This window comes from Alteromonas sp. 4NH20-0104 (assembly GCF_057547795.1).
The window spans coordinates 240,471-260,775 of sequence record NZ_BAAJLP010000001.1; the positions used below are offsets into that span (position 1 = coordinate 240,471).

Below are 20,305 nucleotides of genomic sequence, written 5' to 3' on the forward strand. Positions count from 1 at the left end.
ATACCGTGCTGACTATAGAGGTAAGGGATAACTATACTCTGGATGAGGTAGCGGCAACGCTTACCTCTCTTGAGAGTTCGATGCCCTCGGTTCCATTATTTTTGAGTTTATTCTGGATCAGGCCCTGGCTTGAACTCTGCGAGACCCCGCCTCTCTGGTTAACTTGCCAGCATGATGGCCGCGTGGTGAGCAGTATATTTCTGTCGACCACAGGTTACCGACTACCCAAAGAGCCATTCGCTTCCGGCTGGTTCAATAAAACGGGCGAGCCTAAACAAGACCAAATCTGGATAGAATACAACGACATACTGGCACTTCCGGAGTATCGCCAGGCAGCGATAAGCTGCTTGTTGGATTGGTGCGAAAAACAGCCCCAACAAAAGTGGATCCTGGAAATAACGGATAAAGCAGCAGACTGGCAGCATCATCCTGCTTTTAATATCGAGGTTATGGACATTCCCGCTTTTCGGGTAAAACTCAGTGACGCCTACGAAGACTACAATGCTTTTTTGTCGCAATGCTCCAGCAACAGCCGCAGCCGAATTCGCAGAGCCATGAAATACATGCAGCAGCACTATGGCGAACTTTCTGTAAAGTCCCTTGGAGCACAACCAGATCCAGAATCTCTTACGCGGTTGATGTCATTACATCGGCACCGATGGGGAAATACCAGCGAGGGAAGCGGTTTTGATAACCCTTTGTTTGTGCAGTTTCATCAGGCATTAATGGCTAATAAGCAACAGCACACTTATCATTGTGAGCTACTGGGGTTTTATGCTGGTGAACTTTGCCTCGGCTATACTTATAATCTCCTTAGTGATGACACCGTGTATTTCTATTTATCCGGAATTGAGTACGCTGAGCAGAGCAACCGTTTTCAGCCCGGTCTGATAATGCACACTCTGGCGATAGCCTATTTTGCCCGTAAAGGATTTAAAGCCTATGACTTTATGGGCGGTGACAGTCAGTACAAGCGCTCTTTGTCCAATGAGCAATACACCTTAACGGCGGTCCACTTACTCAAAAGAACCTGGCTTACGCAACTGTTAAGTCTGATAAAAACCGTGACGCGGCGCTTTCGTTAAAAATATTCCCGCAAGAGGTGTAATCCGTGATAAATGTTTGCTCTGTAGCGCTGTTTAACGGTACAGTTACACACAGGTTGATTCCCCATTAACGACAATAACTACAAATACCGACACATGCTGGAACCTAACTATTTTACCCTAGAAACGCCCTCACAAGATATTAGTGCAAGGGTATTGTTCTGTGTCGGAGTGCCTCTTCAGCAAGGCCAGTATTTTGCTCTGCAAAAGTTGGTATGTTGTCGTGACGATAAAGAAGTCGTCAAAGCTACCGTCACACCCACAGGCTTCTGGCCGGATAACTCCATAAAATGGGTGCAGGTGCGCGGGGAAACCACCACTCAGGGGTTGAAAAATGCAAGCTTTGCGATTGCTGAAGCACCAAAGCGCAACACAGGTTTTAAGCAAAAAGCTCCCGAAATCATTACTTCTGAGCACGACGTCTCGATTCTTTGTGCGGAGACCTGTCTGACCGTTGCTACTGACAAGCCATTTTCAGGCACGCTCACCGTTGCCGGAACCGCCTACCGGTTTGGTATTCGATGCCAGTTCAGGGCACCTTTTGAAGTGCTGCAATCACAGTTGACCGACTGGCATTATACACCCGCTTACGATAACAATTCCGCAGGAGAAGCTTCATTCATTGAACTGGTCCTGCATTATCAGTTATCCGGTCAAGCAGCGGCTACCCTGCCTCTGGAGCTTTCGGTAACGCTAAAATACTTTACCCATTTTGGCAGATGTGAATTACACACCACCCTGTTAAACCCCAATCCGGCTGAACATGCCGCCGGCACCTGGGACCTTGGCGAAGAAAAAAGCTTGCTGGTAGAAGACTTTGCCTGGTTTGTTAAATCCGATCAAAGTATCGCATACCTTAGTGATGACAGCTCAACACTCTCCGGTAAAGCGCCGGTTAATACTCATAGTACGTGTTGGCAACGCTCCAGTAATGGCGAGCACTGGGATAGTCCAGTGCATGTTAATCAGGACCGTAAACTCAGTATTTCCAATCCTTTGAGCGTCATCGACATCAATGGGATAAAAACCGAACAACCAGTGCGTCTTACCCCTGCGGGCTATTTAAAACAGGACGAAGCGTGCCTACACTTCAGTCCGCAAAAGTTCTGGCAGAATTTCCCCACCGCATTAACGGCCAGTCCGACAGAAATTTGCTGGCATTTTTTTAAAGCCGAGGCCGACCACCCGGTTGAGTTACAACCGGGTGAACAAAAGTCGCATTGTTGCGAACTCGCCTTTTCTGGCAGTGCTGTAAATTACCTTAAAGCAGACGCCCGTCTTAATCCGCAATGGGTAACAGAATGCGCCGTTATCCCCTGGTTTTCTTCGTCACTGGTTTCTGATCCACTTCAACAACTGATAGATCTTGGCCAGACAGGCGAGCAAAACTTCTTCGCTAAACGGGAAAACATCGACGAATTTGGCTGGCGTCATTTCGGTGATATTTACGCAGATCACGAAACAGCAGAACATCAGGGCGACGCTCTGTTTCCTTCTCACTACAACAACCAGTACGATCCGTTATATGGCTTTTTAAAGCAGTGGCTGCTAAGCGGCGATGAGAAGTGGAAAGAGCTTGCCGACGATTTGGCCAGGCATATTATCGATATTGATATTTATCATTGTGACTATGACAAGCCTGAGTATAACAACGGGTTATTTTGGCACACCGATCATTACCTCCCGGCCGAGACCGCTACGCACCGAACTTACTCGAAACATCATAAAAGTGATGCGTACCAGGATCATGCCGGCGGCGGTGGACCAGGAGGCCAGCACTGCTATACCAGCGGCCTGCAGCTGTATTACTTCCTTACCGGTTGCTTACAGGCGAAAAAAACAGTATTGGGATTAGCCAACTGGATCACCCAGGTTTACGAAAGTGACGGCACCCTATTTGGTTTGCTGCTGCAATTCAAAAACCGCCACCGAAAGGATTTAAAGCAGTTCAGCACAGGTAATTATCCGCTGGACAGAGGCACTGCCAATTACATGGTTGCCCTGCTTGATAGCTACGAGCTCACGGGCAATACCCACTTACTGGACAAAGTCGCTCATATCATCCGCCACACAGTCTCTCCTGATGATAATATCGAAGGAGAGAGAAAACTGACCAACGTTGAGGAGTGTTGGTTTTACACGGTATTCTTCCAAGCCCTGTGCCGGTACCTCACGGTGCAACAATGCGTCGCAGAAAACAGTGATTTTAATTACGCCAAAGCATGTCTGCTGCACTACGCGAAATGGATGGCAGAAAACGAATATCCCTATCTGCAAAAGCCGGACATTTTAGAGTACCCCAACCAAACCTGGAGTGCCCAGGATTTACGTAAGGTGCATGTGTTAGCCGTTGCCGCAGCTTATGCGGAACCGCAATGGGCAGACCGTTTTTTACAAAAGGCAAAGGAATTAAAAGCATACATCGTAGCAGCCCTGACTCACAGTGAAGAGCGGCAGTATACCCGTATCCTGGCGCTGGTGATGCAAAATTACGGCATCGATACCGTGTTAGAAAACACGCAGCCGCTAAAGCCCGCACAGACGAATCCAGTCCAGAGCCAGTCCCAGCGCGAAACAGGCTGGCAAAAGGAATTGTTGCAGGTAATAAAAAAGTTCTCACCACAATATGAGTGGCAGCAATTGCAAAAGCGTATTCCGAGATTACGCAAAAGCCGGTGGAGTTAGGCATGGAAAGCGTTTCGTTTATTATTCCCCATAAGGGGCGTGAAGGCATGTTAATTGAAACCATTCGCTCAATTGCCGCTCTGGATTATCCCCATGAGCAACTGGAGATCGTGCTGGTTTCACAAAATCCGTCTGTCTCAGCAGATATCAGGCGAGCGGCTGGCACCATTAACCTGCAGGTCATCGAAAGCTCCCCCAACAACACCATTTCCACCTCGCGAAATATTGGTGCTAAACGGGCGCAAGGCAGCTACTTTGCCTTTTTGGATGCCGACATAGCTTTATCGGCCAACTGGCTGAACACCTGTCTTAAGCTCCTGCAGAACCGCCCCGCCACAAAGCTGGTGAGTGCCATGCAATTACCCTCTGATATGCCTACGCCACTTGAGCATATCCGGGTGGCTCTGAGTAATGCGGACGTTGATTGCACGGTTAGCTTTTTACCCGGGCGAAACCTGTTGCTCAGCAAGGACACCTTTTATCAGGCAGGCCAATTCCCTGACGATTTGGTTACCTGTGAAGACTACTACTTTACCGATAAGGTTAATCAACTCGGTGAACTTTACTATACAAGCGAGGCACAGTACGTCCATATTGGTGAGGATAAACAACTCGGGGCAATGTTTAGTAAGGAGATCTGGCGAGGTCAGTCAAACCTGGCTTCCACCCGGGATCGCCACATTCCATTAAGAGAATGGCCAAGTTTTATTGTTCCGGTGGCGATTCCCGGCCTGCTTTTATGTGCGCTGTTACTGGCTTTAACCGGTTATTCAGGGCTGAGTCTGTTAGCGCTGGTGCTGTCTGTACTGCCGGTCTTAGCGTACAGTGTGCGCCTGTTCAGACTCGTCGCCGGTAAAACGTCCTTCTGGCAGGTCTTAAAATTCTACAGCGTTTATTTCCCGGCCCGTGCTATTGGCACTGTGGGCGGCATTATAAAAACCATCGGAACTTCCTCACATGGCAAATAAAAAAATAAAAATTCTGCAATTTATCTGTTCAACCGGTTTTTATGGTGCTGAACGGTGGGTGCTGGCGCTGGCCAGTCATTTGCCAGAAGATAAGACGACCTCTGTTCTGGCCACAACGCTGGAAGATAATTCACAGGGTCTGGAACTGGTTCGGCAATTCAAAGCGCGTTGTGGCAACACCTTCGAGCTACCTATGAAGCATAAGTTCGATTTTTCGGTGGTCGATAAGCTGGTCGAACTTATTAAAAGTGAAGATATCGATATCATCCACACCCATGGTTATAAATCAGATATTCTTGGCGTGTGGGCAGCCCGTAAAGCAGGTATACCGTGTGTGGTAACACCTCACGGATTCGAAAATGCCAAGGATATAAAACTACGCATGTTCATCTGGCTTGGCTGTCAGGCAATGAAATACGGCGATGCCATCGTGCCACTTTCGCGCCAACTTCTGACTGACATGCAACGCCTGGGCGTTAAAGCAGAGAAGACTCACTATATTCAAAATGGTGTTGATTTGTCCGAGGTTGAGTCCGTGCGCACCGATGAAACAATTCCTGCCAGTACCGAAAAACGACGGGTTGGGTTTATCGGACAAATGATTAGCCGTAAAAACATCGATGATATTCTGACCATTTTTGATGATTTACACCAGGAAGGAATGGACATTGAATTGCTATTCCTTGGCGATGGCGACGACCGTGCCAGACTGGAGGAAATCGCTGCGACTTTACCCAGTAAAAGCGACATTCATTTTCTCGGCTTCCGTGATGACCGACTGGCGCTGCTCAAAACTTTCGATCTGTTTGTCATGACCTCAACACTGGAGGGAGTGCCACGCTGCCTGATGGAAGCCTGTGCCATGGGGACCCCCGTAGCGGCCTATCAGATCCCGGGGATTGACCAACTCATCACTCACCAGCAAACCGGATTACTCGCCCCTCTTGGCGAGCGGGAAACACTCAAAAGCTATTGGCGTGAGATGTTATCTGATACTATCAAAGCCAATGAATATGGCTTACAGGCAAAAGCCTATGTAGAAGAGCACTTCTCGGCGCAGCGAATGGCCAACGAGTATATGGTGCTTTTTGAGGACTTACTGAGCTAAGGATACGGCATGGTAAAGCACCATTCTCCGGCAACAACACTTTTTGTTCTGACCATCGATACCGAAGAAGAATGGCATTGGGACGGCGCGTTTCCGCAACATAATTGCCAGGTTGAGAACATTCAGCGCATCCCTGAATTTCAGCAGTTCTGTGAATCGCTGGGGATCAGACCGACCTACTTCGTGGATTATGCTGTGGCGGATAATCAGCAGGCGGTGGATGCTATCCAACAAGCCAGGCAACATCATCAATGTGAAATAGGCGCTCACCTTCACCCCTGGTGTAATCCCCCTTATTTTGGCAAAACGGGGGAAGCAGAGTCTCATGTGGTGAATTTACCCCTTGAGCAAATCGAAGCCAAGCTGGACGCCCTGATTGATTTATTGGTTAAGCGCTTTAATACTCATCCACGTTCGTTCCGAACCGGTCGCTGGGGCATCGACAGTAAAGTATTAACGCTGTTAGCAAACCGCGGCTTCCGTGTCGATAGCAGTGTTTATCCTTATTATCGAAATGAATTTTTTACTTGCGAAGGTTCTCCTCTGACTCCGTACTGGCCAGATTTTGACAATCCACTGAACACCGGCAACCAGCGCCAGATTATGGAGCTCCCGGTAACCGCAGGTTTTAATCGACAGAATTATGAGACGGTGGATAAAATCCATCGTCTGGGAGAGACCACACCGCTAAAAGTGCTCCACACGATCGGTTTAATGTGGCACACGCGGTTATTACGTAAACTTTATCTGAGCCCCGAGCTCAACGACACTGAGAACCTGTGTTTACTGGTCGACTCCGCGCTTGGACGGGGCCATAACGTTATTCATATGTATTTACACAGCTCCAGTCTGATTGATGGTGTTACCGGATTATTCGACCAGGAAAACGCTTTGGAAGTGATTTGCCAGCGAATAAAAAGTACCGTGGAACACCTTCAACAGTCAGGTCCGGTGCAGTTTTGTACCATTACAGAAGCCTGTGAAATACTCAATGTGAGAAATCCGGAGGAAGCGGTTCTTATATGATCATCAGACGGGCAACACCCAACGATGCTGCAGCCTGGGACAGCTATGTTGCACAGCATGCCGAAGCAACCCCCTATCATAAATTTGCCTGGGGGATGGCTTGTGAACAGGCCTATCGACAGTCAATGCACTATCTGCTGGCTGAAGACACCGACGGCAAACTCATTGGCATACTACCCGCCATTAATTTTAAGCGCCCTCTTAAGGGGGAACAACTTGTTGCACTGCCTTTTTGCGATACCGGCTTCGCTCTGGCCGATAGCCAGGACATTAAAACGGCGCTGCTGTCACACCTTAGCGCACAAAGCGATTACCGGGATTTACGTCAGGAATCGGCTGATACTGAAGCCCTGAGTCCGGGGCAGAAAGTCATTTTGCGCTTACCACTGCCAGACAGTAGTGAAGCCTTGCTAAGCCAGTTCAAGTCAAAGTTACGCAGTCAGATCCGCAAAGCCGAAAAAAACGGTCTGACCATGAAAATGGCGGCGAATTTTGCTCAACACCAGCAATTACTGGGTGACTTCTATAACGTCTACAAACAAAATATGCGCCAGTTAGCCTCGCCGGTTCACTCAAGAGTCTGGTTCGAGTGCATACTGGCGAATTACGACGATGCCGCCAGGGTGTGTGTGGTTTACACCGGAGAGTTGGCAATAGGTGCGGGTATTGTCCTGATCAATGGCCAGATGGCTGCTATTCCCTGGGCCTCCACATTGAGCGAGCATAATCGCCTGGCACCCAATATGTTACTGTATTGGTCTTTGCTGGCTAACGTTACCGATAACGGTCAGCGTCTGTTTGATTTTGGACGGTCGTCTTTCGGTGAAGGCACTTACAAGTTTAAAACTCAGTGGGGTGCCCTTCCCTACGCCTTACATTGGCATGACGGTACTTCTGCGGATCTGGAAGCGGCTGTTGAAACGGGCCCACCGGGTACGGTAAGGCAACTGGCAGAAACCATCTGGCCCCGACTTCCACTGGGATTAACGGTTTCTATGGGGTCGGCTATACGACGCTATATTAGTTTATAAGGCAGGAAATATATGTGCGGGATTGCCGGCTTTAGCCGCTATCAGTTTGAACCAGGTGATGAGTCTCTTCTGGCAAGCATGGGTCAGGCCATTTATCATCGCGGACCGGATGCCGGCGGTACTTATCTGGATGACGGTGTCGGGCTCTGCCATCGCCGCCTGAGTATTCTGGATTTGTCGGCGGCGGGTAATCAACCTATGTTCAGCCCCGATCGCCGCTACGTCATTGTGTTTAATGGCGAAATATATAACTTCCTCGATATTCGCGCGTCACTGGAAGCTCAGGGTCATCAGTTTTCAACCCATACCGATACCGAAGTTATCCTGACACTCTATGCACTGGAAGGCCCTAAATGCCTCGATAAGCTAAATGGCATGTTTGCCCTTGCTATTTGGGATACTGCCGAACAGTCGATTTTCCTGGCCCGTGATCGCATTGGTAAGAAGCCTCTTTATTACAGTCTTCAGGAAGGTAAGTTTGCTTTTGCCTCCGAAATAAAGGCGTTATTGCCACTGCCCTTTATCAGCAAGTCCATACGTGACGACGCTGTATACGACTTTTTTGCTTACCAGTACGTGCCGGATCCCAAAACCATTTTCAGCGATATTCATAAGTGCCCCCCCGGTCATTATATGATCTTCAAAAGCGGCCAGATGACCATCGAAAGATACTGGGACATTGATTTCAGCCGAACCAGCAATAATTCTGAAGAAGCACTGACAAATCAGCTACGGGAACTTACCGCTCACTGCACTAAACAACGCATGATAGCGGACGTTCCGCTTGGTGCGTTTCTCAGCGGCGGTGTAGACTCTAGTGGCGTGGTTGCGATGATGGCGAATCAGTCTGAATCCGCGGTGAAAACCTGCTCTATCGGCTTCGACGAGAAACGCTTCAATGAAACAGAATTTGCACAGGCAGTGGCTGATCAGTATCACACCGAGCATCACGAGTTTATTGTGCAGGATAATGTCAGCGACAACCTTGAGCATATCGTCAGTTTTTTTGACGAACCTTTTGCCGATCCGTCTTTGGTGCCTACGTATTTTGTTTCCAAGCTGGCCCGCCAGGAAGTCACTGTAGCTATTGCCGGTGATGGTGGCGACGAAGTGTTTGCCGGCTATGAAAAGTACAGTGTCGACGCAGTAGAGAATAATCTGCGGAATAAAGTGCCGGGCTGGATACGCAAGAATGTGTTGCCCGGGCTGGCAAATCTGCTCAGTGCAGGCTCATCTATTACGGTGTTGCGCAAGGCTAAATCCCTGTGTGACAGCTTATCCTGCGATCCGGCGATGGGTTTTTACCTGTCCAATGCACAAATCGACCAACGCCACTGGCAACAACTGGTAACCCCTGACTTTGAAAACCGTCTGGGTAGTTACCACCCCAGTAAAATAACCCTCGACGCCTATGCTAAGGCCAATGGACCGGATCATCTGGCAAAAATTCTGTATACCGATCTGACTACGTTTTTACCTGGCGGTATTCTGGTTAAAGTCGATCGCATGAGCATGGCCAATTCGCTGGAAGTTCGCGCCCCCATTTTAGACCGTGAGGTAATTGAATTTGCCGCCACAGTGCCGTCAGCCTTCAAATTTAAAGGCGGTGAGAAAAAGCATATTCTCAAGGAAGCCTTTAAACCACTGCTACCAGACGATATTTTATACCGTAAGAAAATGGGCTTTTCGGTGCCACTGGACAGCTGGTTCAGAAATGAAATTAAAGCGATAGCAGAGCGCTACATCCTGGCCAGTGACAACGGCTTGTGCCGGTATTTTAAGCCAGAGGCTATCGGTCAGTTTTGGCAGCAGCATCAAAGTGGTAGTTACCAGCACGGCACTTTGCTTTGGAGTATGCTGATGTTTGAAATGTGGTACCAACGCTATATTGTTAGCGAGGCAACCGCTGCGTGAACGGGTTAACCAGGGTAATGCATATTACCTATGATATGCGTATTGGCGGTACTGAAATGGTCATTAAAAACCTTATTGAAGGGTTTAATAACCCGACGGTTGAAATGTCCATATTCTGTATCGAAAGTCCGTTAGGTCCCTGGGGTGAAATGCTTAAGGAGAGTGGTATTCAAATCACCACTCATCCTCGTCAGCCCGGCTTTGACAAAGGGCTGATAAAAGCTATTCGGGCGCATATCCGCCACCATAATATAGCGATTATTCACTGCCATCAGTACACCCCCTGGGTTTATGGGGTTATTGCCGCAGCCGGTCTGAAAACCAACGTTATATTTACTGAGCACGGCCGTTTTTACCCTGATTCTGGTACCTGGAAGCGTAAGCTCGTCAATCCGATATTACAGAGACTGACAGACAGCATGACGGCAATTTCAGCGGCAACCAAACAAGCATTGGTGACTCACGAAAACTTGAGTAATAACAAAATATCAGTAATTTACAATGGTATTCAGGCCCTGACACCGGCAGAAGAATCAACTCTGACGAGTCTTCGCGAACAATTAGCCATTAGTCCAGATTGCATTGTACTGGGCACCATAGCCCGGTTTGACCCCATCAAGAATCATCTGATGATGTTAAATGCGTTCAGAGATTGTCTGAATGCGGGTCTAAAGGCAGTACTGGTCATTGTGGGAGATGGCGAAATGCGGCCCGCTATTGAACAACGCATTGAAGAGCTGAATATCGCATCCTCAGTAAAGCTGACGGGCTATCAGCCACAGCCAGCCGAATACCTTTCTCTCATGGACATTTTTTTACTCTCTTCTTTCAGTGAAGGCACGTCCATGACATTGCTCGAGGCTATGTCTATTGGTAAACCCTGCGTAGTTACCGACGCGGGAGGGAATAAAGAGGTTATTGCAGATAATCAAAACGGCCTGGTTGTAGAGAATGACAATCAGGCAGCCTTTGCTCAGGCAATACAAAAAATTGCCACTGATCCAAAGTTGTACAATGAATTTGCTGATGAGTCGAAAAAACGATTTACGAGATGTTTCAGTGTAAAATCTATGTGTGATGCATTTAATAGCATCTACCAACGGCTAGTAGCGTAAGCAACGAATATAAAGCGGTTAAAATTATGCCAAATCAATCCGACACTTCTGTAACCAAGCCCGCCAGAAAACCCTTCTGGCGCAAGGGACGGATTATAAAATACAGTGTGATGGTTATTCTGTTGGCAGTTGTTTTTTCCTTTTCGCCGTTGGTAATTCCGACCAATAACTTAACTCCCAGCCAGGCTGCCCAGGCGCGTTCCGGGGCGGCAAAAATTTTAAAACCATTAATGTCATCACGGGAAGACGTCAGTATTTCAGTAACTGCCGAACACCTGGAAGCCATTTCAAATGCGGTAAGTTACACAGTTCCAGCGGTACAGTTACGTTTAAACAGCAGTAGCTATGGGATCCTTATCGCCTCTTCACTGACGACTATTCCAGGGGTTATATACGTTAATTTTAGTTGCTGGCTGATGCCTGACTTCAATGGCACCATGACTTTTTCCCAATGTAAGTTGGGTAGCCTCCCTGTGCCTGGTAAGCTTATCGAATATTTCGCCAAAGGCCTGGCCCGGCTGTTTTTTGGCGAAGAAGCACTGATCACTCTGAACAATATTTTATCCAATACGCGATTAGAAAATAATCAGGTAGTGGTTAACTTCAAAAAGCCAGGCAATCTGAAAGCTGCCGTTGAACAACGGCTCACCGACACCTTTAAAATGGTCCAGGATTTACGTCAGATCAATGGTGTAGAGACCGAGACCATTCAAACCTATCTCGACTACATTCAATCCCACTCAGATAAAACGACTACGACCGCCGAGATGGTTGGGAAAACATTCCTACTGGCAAAATCACGGTCAACGTCTGAAGATCCCGCTGATGAAAACTTTGCAGCACTTTGGGCCCTTGCGATGTCCTTTGGCTCCCCGGATTTTGCGCGGATTGTCGCCATGCCGGTTGATTACTCGACAATGTTACCTGACAAGTATGTTTTACGTGGGCGAATGGACTTACGTTTACACTTTTTCTACTCAGTCGCATTACGGCTAGCCAGTGAAAAACAGATGAGTATCAACATTGGTAAACTCAAGGAGGTAATGGACTCAGCCAAAGGCGGCTCAGGCTATAGCTTCCGCGATCTTACTGCCGATAAGGCCGGGGTTGAACTGGCTGATTTCGCTATCGCCAATGATACCAATGCTCGCCGTGTACAAGAGGTTTTAGCCGGCATCGACAGTGAAAATCAGTTTATCCCTCTCCTGCACGATCTTCCCGAAGGACTGAGTGAAGACACTTTCGCCAGTGTTTTTGGTAGTGAATCAGACCCGCGATATCAGGAAATGGAAGGCCGTATTGACGCACGAATTCAGGCCCTGCCTCTTTATTCTGACGCGGGCCTGATAACCAGACAATCACCATCAGCAGCCGTATTTGACAGACCGGTCAATACCGCGCGAATAAACCAAAATGGGAGCTGGTATCAGGTTGATACGCATACCCATACCAAATATTCCGATGGCCGTTTCAGCATTACTCAGGTGGCCGAAAACGCCAGTAAGTTCGGCTGTGATGCCGTTGCCATTACCGACCATGGCGATCACAACCTCAAAGGCGTGTTCTCCTCCGAATACTGGCAGGACTTTGGCAGTGCATCTGCCCGGTTTGCCGACCTCACACTGATAGCCGGCCTGGAATGGAATATACCGCCGTTTGCTGGTCGTGAGCACATGACACTGTTGTTTCCTGAGTCGGTTAATCACGATCGACTTATTGCTTTATTCAGGGACCGTTACGACCATTACGGTAAAACTAAATCCACCACGATTAACGAAACCCTGGCATTCGAATGGCTGAACAATCAGTTTAAAAGCGGCAACACACCACCTGTTGTAATGTATAACCACCCGAGTCGCAAAGATTTAGAGCCTGGTGAGAATGCCCATGATATGCAGAAATGGCGCTCACAGACCCCTTATGTCATTGGCTTTTCCGGCGCTCCAGGCCATCAGAAGAAGCGCGGTGATGACAATGGTTCCTACAATAATCGCTTTAAAACCCGTCATGGCTGGGATCCGGCCATCGCTGTCCCCGGCAGTGACTGGGATAGCCTGCTTCAGGCTGGCTTACAAACTTTTGCAGCCCGCGCGCCATCCGACTTCCACAATACCCGAATGGACTACTGGCCATGTGAATTCTCAACCACTCATGTTTACGCCAGCAGTCGTCGAACCAACGATCTGCTAAATGCGTTTGCCGCCGGTAACTACTGGGCACAACATGGTAAATTCGTAGCGACAGTCAATGCACAGGTAGAAAACGATAAGGGACAGTCCCTTGCTCAGGCAGGCAATGTCATTAACAGCCCGCGATTAGCTCTTACCGCCAGGCTGACTGTGACGCTGAATGACAAGGACTGGCAGGGTTTCAAAACCTCCCTGGATGAAGTCACCGTAGTGATTGTTACCGAGAATGGCACTCAAACAGAAGTATTTATCCCTGACTCACAGCGCAAGGAATACCACTTTGAAGTCCGCTTACCCACTAATGCAGACATTACGGCGGTGCGTTGGTTTGGGCGTAGCATCCAGCCAGAACAACATCATTATCAGTTCTTTACCAATCCAATAATGATCCACTGGCAGTAGCCGGGCTAACCCGGCTCAGTGGCGTGAGGCCTTACGCCATAGAATAGCAGCAATAAAAAACAGGCTGAGGGGTAAAGCCCATTTAACGACATAAGCTATTTTCTCAAAATAATACTTCTTGGTAATAAAGTGTGAAGTGCCATTCCAATATTTAAAGCCATTATTTTTCAGGTTGCCGGCAATCATTAGTTCACCGTCATTCACTCTTCCCAATTGCTGTTGGTAGGCCGAAATTAATGCCTGAGGGTTCTGCTCATAGAACATAATGCCCTGCTCCAACACCACGCCGAAATCAGCATCCAGTAACAAAGGCTCGCCATCAAAGTAAGCTTCAACCATGACGTGACCAGGCACAGTAATAATTTTATTCGCAATCCCCTGCTCATCAAGCAACCCTGAAAGGGTCATCGAAGCATCGCCGCAAATACCAATACCACGCTCAATGCTACGGTACGGGTTGGCATAGTGATAGCGCTGATACTCAGGAATACTGGTTACTACGCCCATCAAGTGGAGAATATAGTTTTCCCAAACCGGTACGCGCTGATGAAACAAATCGGGATCGAAGGCCTCCCACTCCACGTGCGCAATACCGCCGGCTAAGTCAAGTGTCAGACGTTTTGCATACTGTTTATCGGTTTCTCCGGGCAGCCGGAATACTGCCTGCTCTAGCTCCGGCGGTGTAAGGCTGAGATCCTGTTCACCAAACCGAAGGACTTCAGGAGTTAACCCTGGTGGTCTTAGATTCTGTGTAAAACCGTAAAGGTTCAGGACTAACAACGCCACACCTGATAACCCAAGTACAACGCCAAGCCATTTAATTAATTTGTTCTTCGTCGTCATTCTTCTGCTGAGACCTGTGATGAAACCTGACTTCTCAAAATATCAATCATTTTCAGTTATACATTACCCACAATACGCCGGCATTTGTTCCAGGCTGGCAGCATTAATTTCACCGTATAAGCAAAACAATGTACCCTATTTTGCAGGGACAATACCAACATCAGTTGCATAACCGCGAATAAACCAGCCGTTATAAGAGAGTGTCCTGCTAACGTCCAGAAAGAATCCACAGAAGGAATTATCAGAAAAGCCAGGTGCCCGCTTACCACTATGGTCAGGATTGAGGGCACAATAGGCCCTACCAGGGCAATAAACGCATGTTTGCCAACAAAAGCCCAGATAACAACAATGAAAAACAGCCCTACAGAGAGGACATCAAGCGCTACCTTATACTCTGCCAATTGACTCACATTAGCAAAATCAACAGTTGCAAACATTATTGCCTGGGCGATAGTGGAGTAAATAGAATAACCAAACAATAACCTTGTGCGATCCTTTAACATCACAATCTGGCTCAAAATATTATTCAGTGTCATGACAATCGTGAAGAAAGCAAAGATTGCCAGCAAGTCCGAATATTCGACCCACTTCTGCCCCAAAATCAACTCAACAACATAAGCCGCATGGGCGTTCATCAGATAGATGATGGGCGCTGTTATCATCGACATAAAGAATAAGACCACCTGGAGCTGCTTTTCAAAATAGTTGGAATTATTCTTGAATTGAGAAAATTGTGTCAGCAACGGACCACTGGCCGGATTGATAAACATAGTGGTTGGAATATTGGCGTAATAGCGCATGGAGTTATACCCACCGACAATGGCTTTTTCAAACGTGACAGTGACAAACATTGCATCAAGCTGACTTCTAAAAAAGTTAAGTATCGACTGCGGCAAAACCCATTTGGAAAATTCCCACTGCGGGCGAATATTTTTCAGTGAAAACCGCGGCATCTTAGGTGCAATTACATAGCCGGATAATAGTTGACTGACCGTCACCATAAACTGGCCAAGCACTAATGCCCAATAAGTTTCGTAAATGACGGCAATTCCAATTGTAATCCCTGTCGTCACGAATCGAGACATTATTTGCCACTTGGTAATCGCTCCCAACTCTTGCTTTTTAATTTTATAAATCAGTCCAGGGCTGCCCAGTTGCGCTATAAAGGATTGCAGACTGAGCACCAGAATTATAGGCATTAGTCGGGGATCATCATAATATTGAGCGATAGGATAACTTGAGAGCGCCAGCAATACTGCCAGACTGCCTTTTAAAATAAAATTAAGCGTCCAGTTGGTATAAACCAACTCATCGGTCAGTTCTTCCCTGCTTAACAGGTAACTGTTACCGCCGGTACTCGAAATAACGTCTATAAAATTCAGAAACAACAAAGCTATGGCGACCAGGCCATAATCCTCAGGTGTCAGGATCCGCGCCAGGATAATGAGGCTGACAACCCCCACTAAACGCCGGGTTACCTGAGTCAGTACAGATAATGCGCTGGCGATAATTCCAGAACGGGCAGTTAACATAAGGTAATAACTCGATAAGACAATAAAAAACTAACAAGCCATGGATTATTCAGCAGCGTCCGGTTAAGCTGATTTTCTGGCTTTATCTAATAAACGGGTCAAGCGTTTACGCACCATCCGCTTTTTAATCGGTCCCAGATGTTTTGTCAGCTCATCAAAATCGTCGTCTATTTGCTCATTAATTGGAGTCATTTCTCTTGGCCATTCCTCGCAGGGCAGCCGGTCTAGAAATATTTCCTGAATCTTGCCTAAATCATATCGGGCAATTCTGTTTATATACAATCTGATGTCGCTTATTTTGAACACTGACAATTTTTCAAAATCATAGCCCACGCCTTCTAACCAGGTCGTTCTGTCAGGCAGGTTTTTCTTACCAAAAGCTAAATCTGTATTGGCGGCTTTGGTTAAAAACGAATCAATCCAATTTAAACCTACTGGCAGGTAAAAAGGCTTTTCACGAATACGCTGTATGAATGACCATTTCATTCCGTAAAGATTTCCGAAGAAACAAGAGCGCTCAATGACGAGACTACGATAGAAATCCAAGTTCCTGCCGCTAAGAGGCATTCCAGCAATAATCACCGTTTGTTCTGGTGTTTCGTGCAGACTTTCAGCCATTTTCGGGAAACAATTTAATGAAAAACGCACATCAGCATCCACGAAAAAATGCACAGCAACTTCATCAGCCAGGTCGTGGACATAAGTATTCCAGGCATTACATTTATCGCCCAACTCAATTTCATGCACGGTTAATTGATCAAAATGAAGCTTTTGTTTTACTTCGTTTGCTACGCGTACAGTATTGTCAGAGCAGCCATTGGCGATAACGTAGAAGCGATGGAGGTATTCATCAGTGCTATTAAATACACTGGTTATAGAGCTTTCAATATTGTCCTGTTCGTTATAAGCGAACATGACAATATTGTATCTTAATTCATTCATGCCGTGACCTTCTGTGTGTTACTGGCATCATCTTCACTAAGATCCGCCGCCCTTATTCCTTCAATACCGGTATTATTTTCTACCGCATTCTTCACCATATAATAATTGGCAGTGATAAGGATCAATAAGAAGTAAAACGGTTCAAAGATAATTAAATCGAGGAAAAATGCCCCCACGAAGAAACCCACCAAGCCTCCCATACAAGATAGATTTATATAGTCGAAGGTGGAATTATCTACGGCGAACCGTCTGACATACTTGTACTGTTTAAAGGAAACCCAAAAAAATGACAGATAAATAAAGCCGGCAATTAGTCCTGTATTGGCAGAAAAATTGATTAATGTGTTGTGCGCTACATGGGGAGACTTTCCAGGGTATAGCTGCTGAGACGCATACTGAAATCTCTGTGGTCCAGCGCCGAGCAGCGGATATTCAAAGGCTATCCCAACGCCGACAGACCAGGAAACCAGGCGAGGATTTAACGGCTCATCACCACTACTTGACGACTGAGCCTGACTAACAGTACTGGACGTACGCTGAACAAGCATCCCCCCCTGATAGACCAGCATGCCGACAAATCCAATGGCCATAACGAGATTAAGTGATTTAGATTTCACTACCAGAGCAAAAAACAGTGTGACAGATGCTGCACTCAACAATGCCCCACGAGAAGCAAAGAGGATCAAGGCATGCCAGATAAAAGGCAATGTCATAATCAGCGCATACCTAAGCCATTTTTGTTTGAAGTAACGGATGCCGAACATTACAAAGGCCAGGCCACTGGTTAACACGATAGACGTTACGTTGCCATCCTTATAAGGGCTGCGTCGGGGTCCCAACAAACGTCCACCTTCAAATTGCGACCAATTGCCACTCAAATAGTGATCGTTGGCCCAATAGGCGTAATAAACCGTAATGAAGATAAACATGAAGCCGAAAAATTTTATCGTATTTTCCTGATTGATAAGTGGCAATACAAAAAAGTACATGATGGCTATGGTTGTGAATATATCCACCACAAGATCGCCACTTACTAACGAAAAGTAGCTTTCATAAGGCGTTAAAAAATTGGAGAGGTGGAAAATAATGGTAAGTGCAATAACCCCTTTAAATTGTCCTGATTTGTAAACTTCCCAACGAATATTCCCATTAAGAACATGCCATGCCCAGGCAATAATGGTAATACCCGCTGACACTTTAAAAGCAGAGAAGTCTTCAAAAGCCCAGAACCAAATGTATTGAGGTTGCATTACAGAAACGATCGAATAGACCAGCGCCGCAACCCAAGGCGCATTGAATATCATAAAGAAACTGACAATCAATGCTAAATAAAGCGCAATTTTTACCATACCACAACCTGAAAAACGGTGAGGGCTCTGTGTTCACTCAGCTGTGAGGCTTAGTAAATTCCAGTAGTCCATTAAATGCAATGCCAAACAGGATAAGGCAAGTCCTGTTTAAATCCCGGTTACATATTCAACCTCAGACCGAGTCAAGTAGCAACGAATTATTAGGATAGTAAGCTAATTTTAAGTATCAGCTACTAACTGAACGTATTGTGCTGGATATTTATAGATGAAAATCATGGTCTTTACGTTTAATAATAGAGTGTTACACTAGCCGCTTATAATTTGAGTTTTTATAAAATGATCACATCTCCCCCTCACTTTATTGGTATCGGTGCCCAGCGTTCAGGCACCAGTTGGATGTTTGAGTGCTTCCTGGAGCACCCCGAAATATTTATGCCTCAAAAAGAAATGCAGTTTTTTAATAAACAGCCTTTGAGTGAGCTTGACAGCTATCTGGCAAAATTTACCGAACAATCTAAAGTGTGTGGCGAGATAACCCCGGATTACTTATCGTCCAGGCAAGCCATCGACGGCATATCCCAGGCTTGCCCGGATGCTAAATTAATCATCATTTTGCGTAACCCGGTTGAGCGTACGAGAAGCTCGTACTCTTTATATAAAGAACGAGATGTCACGGATAACACTTCTCTTGATGACGTGTTCAACAGTAAATCCGTTATTTTTACCAAGAGTTTGTATGGTGAACAGGTTGAGTACTTATACAGCCAGTTTAATGCAGACAACATCAAAGTCGTGTTTTTCGATCGAATCAAAACAGAACCGTTAAAACTCATTCAGGAGGTTTTCGCCTTTATTGGCGTTGATGCTTCATTTGTACCGCAAAGTGCTACACGAAACTTTAACGCATCTTCTGTTGGGTTTGGCAGTAAAAAAGTAGCCAAAACCCTGACTTTAATTCAGAACTACCTACATAAACGCGCATGGGGAAGAACTATTCTGAATGTAAAGAAAACCTCATGGTTTAAAGCATACAAGCACCGAATGGTCACTAAGAACCAACCCTCTGCCAACGAAAATGCCAAATATTATCCTTACTTTGCGGAGGATATTGCCAAACTCGAGAAGCAAATTGGCAGCAAAGTGCCGAACAGCTGGAAATACGGCAATCTATAACAGTGGAAATGTTGTTACACGGAATGGACGTCATTCATCGTGCACTAGCCTCTAAATCATAGTTTGCTTTTTATCAGTCATTTGCCAGCCAAGGTAAGACTGTAAGCTCTCTAGTAAGGCTTTAATTCTCTGGTTGAGACTAATTGGCTTATCGCTGGCCTGCAGTGAGCTAACCCCAAATTGCTTCAGGAACTCCTGAGATAATGGCAGTCCGTGCTTACCCGGATTCTGCGCAGAATGATTTTCGCCAGTATTCAGAATCCAGGCAACAACAGGAATAGACAGCTCTTGTATGCGTAAGCCTTCAGAACGGAAGGTGTGAAGTTGATGGCGATGATTGCCAAGAATCTGCTTCAGAAAAACAGGGGCGACGACCTGATAAAGAACTTCCTTACTCACGTCCTGACTATATTCCAGCTGAGATAGCCCTGAAAGCGTCATTAAGGTTGAAAACCGGTAAATATAAACCGAACCACAGTAGCGACAAAGACCAAATTTCTTTAAAACAGTCTTCTCAGCCAGATTTACCACGTATCCTGAATTAGCGTAAAACAAGTCACCGGGTTCAGATTTGTAAACATGTTCAATGGTATCAATATTAAACCAGTCATCGCCGTCTATAACAAAGACATAATCGGGTGCAAAGCGTTTTGCATAAAGTAACCCGATTGATATCTTGCACCCTTTATCATCTTTCACCAGATCTAAAGGGACCTGGGTACCTTTGTTCATATCAGGTGGCGGGAAATCGACTTCTACAAATTCAGTATTCTTAAATGATTCCGGCGCAGGCGGCATTTCATTACAAACAACAATGATCTTATAAGGTCGGTCGGTATATTGAGAATTTAAAGACTGAATGGTGTTTTTTAAAAACGTCAACACACTGGCATAATCATTTGAGGAAGCCGGGTGACGAATAGGACACACAAATACAAACATACTTAAACCTTAATTAAAA

At 46.4% G+C, this 20,305-nt stretch carries 15 protein-coding genes; 10 read left to right on the top strand and 5 right to left on the bottom strand.

Translation table 11 applies throughout. The features are described 5' to 3' along the window. Window positions 1–5: 5 nt before the first annotated feature. The 9 genes from AC27IB_RS01135 (at window position 6) to AC27IB_RS01175 (ending at window position 13,544) form a co-directional block, all read left to right on the top strand. The gene (locus AC27IB_RS01135) at window positions 6–1,085 is read left to right on the top strand and encodes a GNAT family N-acetyltransferase (protein WP_487118312.1); all 1,080 of its coding nucleotides are present in this window, start codon (window positions 6–8) and stop codon (window positions 1,083–1,085) included. A gap of 117 nt (window positions 1,086–1,202) precedes the next feature. After that, window positions 1,203–3,791 carry an RIFT barrel domain-containing protein gene (locus AC27IB_RS01140; RefSeq protein WP_487118314.1) on the top strand — a complete coding sequence of 863 codons (2,589 nt, stop codon included), beginning with the start codon at window positions 1,203–1,205 and terminating at the stop codon, window positions 3,789–3,791. 2 nt (window positions 3,792–3,793) lie between these two features. Further along, window positions 3,794–4,759 (top strand): glycosyltransferase family 2 protein, encoded by a 966-nt coding sequence (locus AC27IB_RS01145; RefSeq protein ID WP_296049854.1) that lies wholly within the window; start codon window positions 3,794–3,796, stop codon window positions 4,757–4,759. Continuing rightward, complete coding sequence (locus tag AC27IB_RS01150; RefSeq protein WP_487118316.1) at window positions 4,749–5,867, top strand: glycosyltransferase; 1,119 nt, start codon at window positions 4,749–4,751, stop codon at window positions 5,865–5,867. Before AC27IB_RS01145 ends, AC27IB_RS01150 begins: the two co-directional genes overlap by 11 nt. A 9-nt stretch (window positions 5,868–5,876) precedes the next feature. After that, window positions 5,877–6,893 (top strand): polysaccharide deacetylase family protein, encoded by a 1,017-nt coding sequence (locus AC27IB_RS01155; protein WP_487118318.1) that lies wholly within the window; start codon window positions 5,877–5,879, stop codon window positions 6,891–6,893. After that, a complete protein-coding gene (locus AC27IB_RS01160; RefSeq protein ID WP_487118320.1) occupies window positions 6,890–7,924 on the top strand; it encodes a GNAT family N-acetyltransferase in 1,035 nt (344 codons plus the stop codon). Before AC27IB_RS01155 ends, AC27IB_RS01160 begins: the two co-directional genes overlap by 4 nt. Window positions 7,925–7,936: 12 nt before the next feature. Beyond that, on the top strand, window positions 7,937–9,838 hold the full coding sequence (asnB, locus tag AC27IB_RS01165; RefSeq protein ID WP_487118322.1) for an asparagine synthase (glutamine-hydrolyzing): 1,902 nt from the start codon (window positions 7,937–7,939) through the stop codon (window positions 9,836–9,838). A gap of 17 nt (window positions 9,839–9,855) precedes the next feature. Beyond that, a complete protein-coding gene (locus AC27IB_RS01170; protein ID WP_487118324.1) occupies window positions 9,856–10,953 on the top strand; it encodes a glycosyltransferase family 4 protein in 1,098 nt (365 codons plus the stop codon). A 26-nt stretch (window positions 10,954–10,979) separates the two neighbouring features. Beyond that, window positions 10,980–13,544 (top strand): PHP domain-containing protein, encoded by a 2,565-nt coding sequence (locus AC27IB_RS01175; protein WP_487118326.1) that lies wholly within the window; start codon window positions 10,980–10,982, stop codon window positions 13,542–13,544. A gap of 15 nt (window positions 13,545–13,559) precedes the next feature. On the opposite strand, the gene AC27IB_RS01180 is transcribed toward AC27IB_RS01175, so the two are convergent. The 4 genes from AC27IB_RS01180 to AC27IB_RS01195 form a co-directional block, all read right to left on the bottom strand. Then, a complete protein-coding gene (locus tag AC27IB_RS01180) occupies window positions 13,560–14,387 on the bottom strand; it encodes a hypothetical protein (protein ID WP_487118328.1) in 828 nt (275 codons plus the stop codon). Between the two features lie 56 nt (window positions 14,388–14,443). Beyond that, on the bottom strand, window positions 14,444–15,919 hold the full coding sequence (locus tag AC27IB_RS01185; protein WP_487118330.1) for an oligosaccharide flippase family protein: 1,476 nt from the start codon (window positions 15,917–15,919) through the stop codon (window positions 14,444–14,446). A 63-nt stretch (window positions 15,920–15,982) separates the two neighbouring features. Next, window positions 15,983–16,861 carry a glycosyltransferase family A protein gene (locus AC27IB_RS01190; protein WP_487118332.1) on the bottom strand — a complete coding sequence of 293 codons (879 nt, stop codon included), beginning with the start codon at window positions 16,859–16,861 and terminating at the stop codon, window positions 15,983–15,985. Continuing rightward, window positions 16,858–18,210 (bottom strand): O-antigen ligase family protein, encoded by a 1,353-nt coding sequence (locus tag AC27IB_RS01195; RefSeq protein WP_487118334.1) that lies wholly within the window; start codon window positions 18,208–18,210, stop codon window positions 16,858–16,860. Before AC27IB_RS01195 ends, AC27IB_RS01190 begins: the two co-directional genes overlap by 4 nt. Window positions 18,211–18,507: 297 nt before the next feature. Between AC27IB_RS01195 and AC27IB_RS01200 the strand changes: the two genes are divergently transcribed. Further along, window positions 18,508–19,344, top strand: a complete 837-nt coding sequence (locus AC27IB_RS01200; RefSeq protein ID WP_487118336.1) for a sulfotransferase family protein — start codon at window positions 18,508–18,510, stop codon at window positions 19,342–19,344. 51 nt (window positions 19,345–19,395) lie between these two features. On the opposite strand, the gene AC27IB_RS01205 is transcribed toward AC27IB_RS01200, so the two are convergent. Then, window positions 19,396–20,286, bottom strand: coding sequence for a hypothetical protein (locus tag AC27IB_RS01205; RefSeq protein WP_487118338.1), 891 nt, complete (start codon window positions 20,284–20,286; stop codon window positions 19,396–19,398). Window positions 20,287–20,305 lie beyond the last annotated feature (19 nt).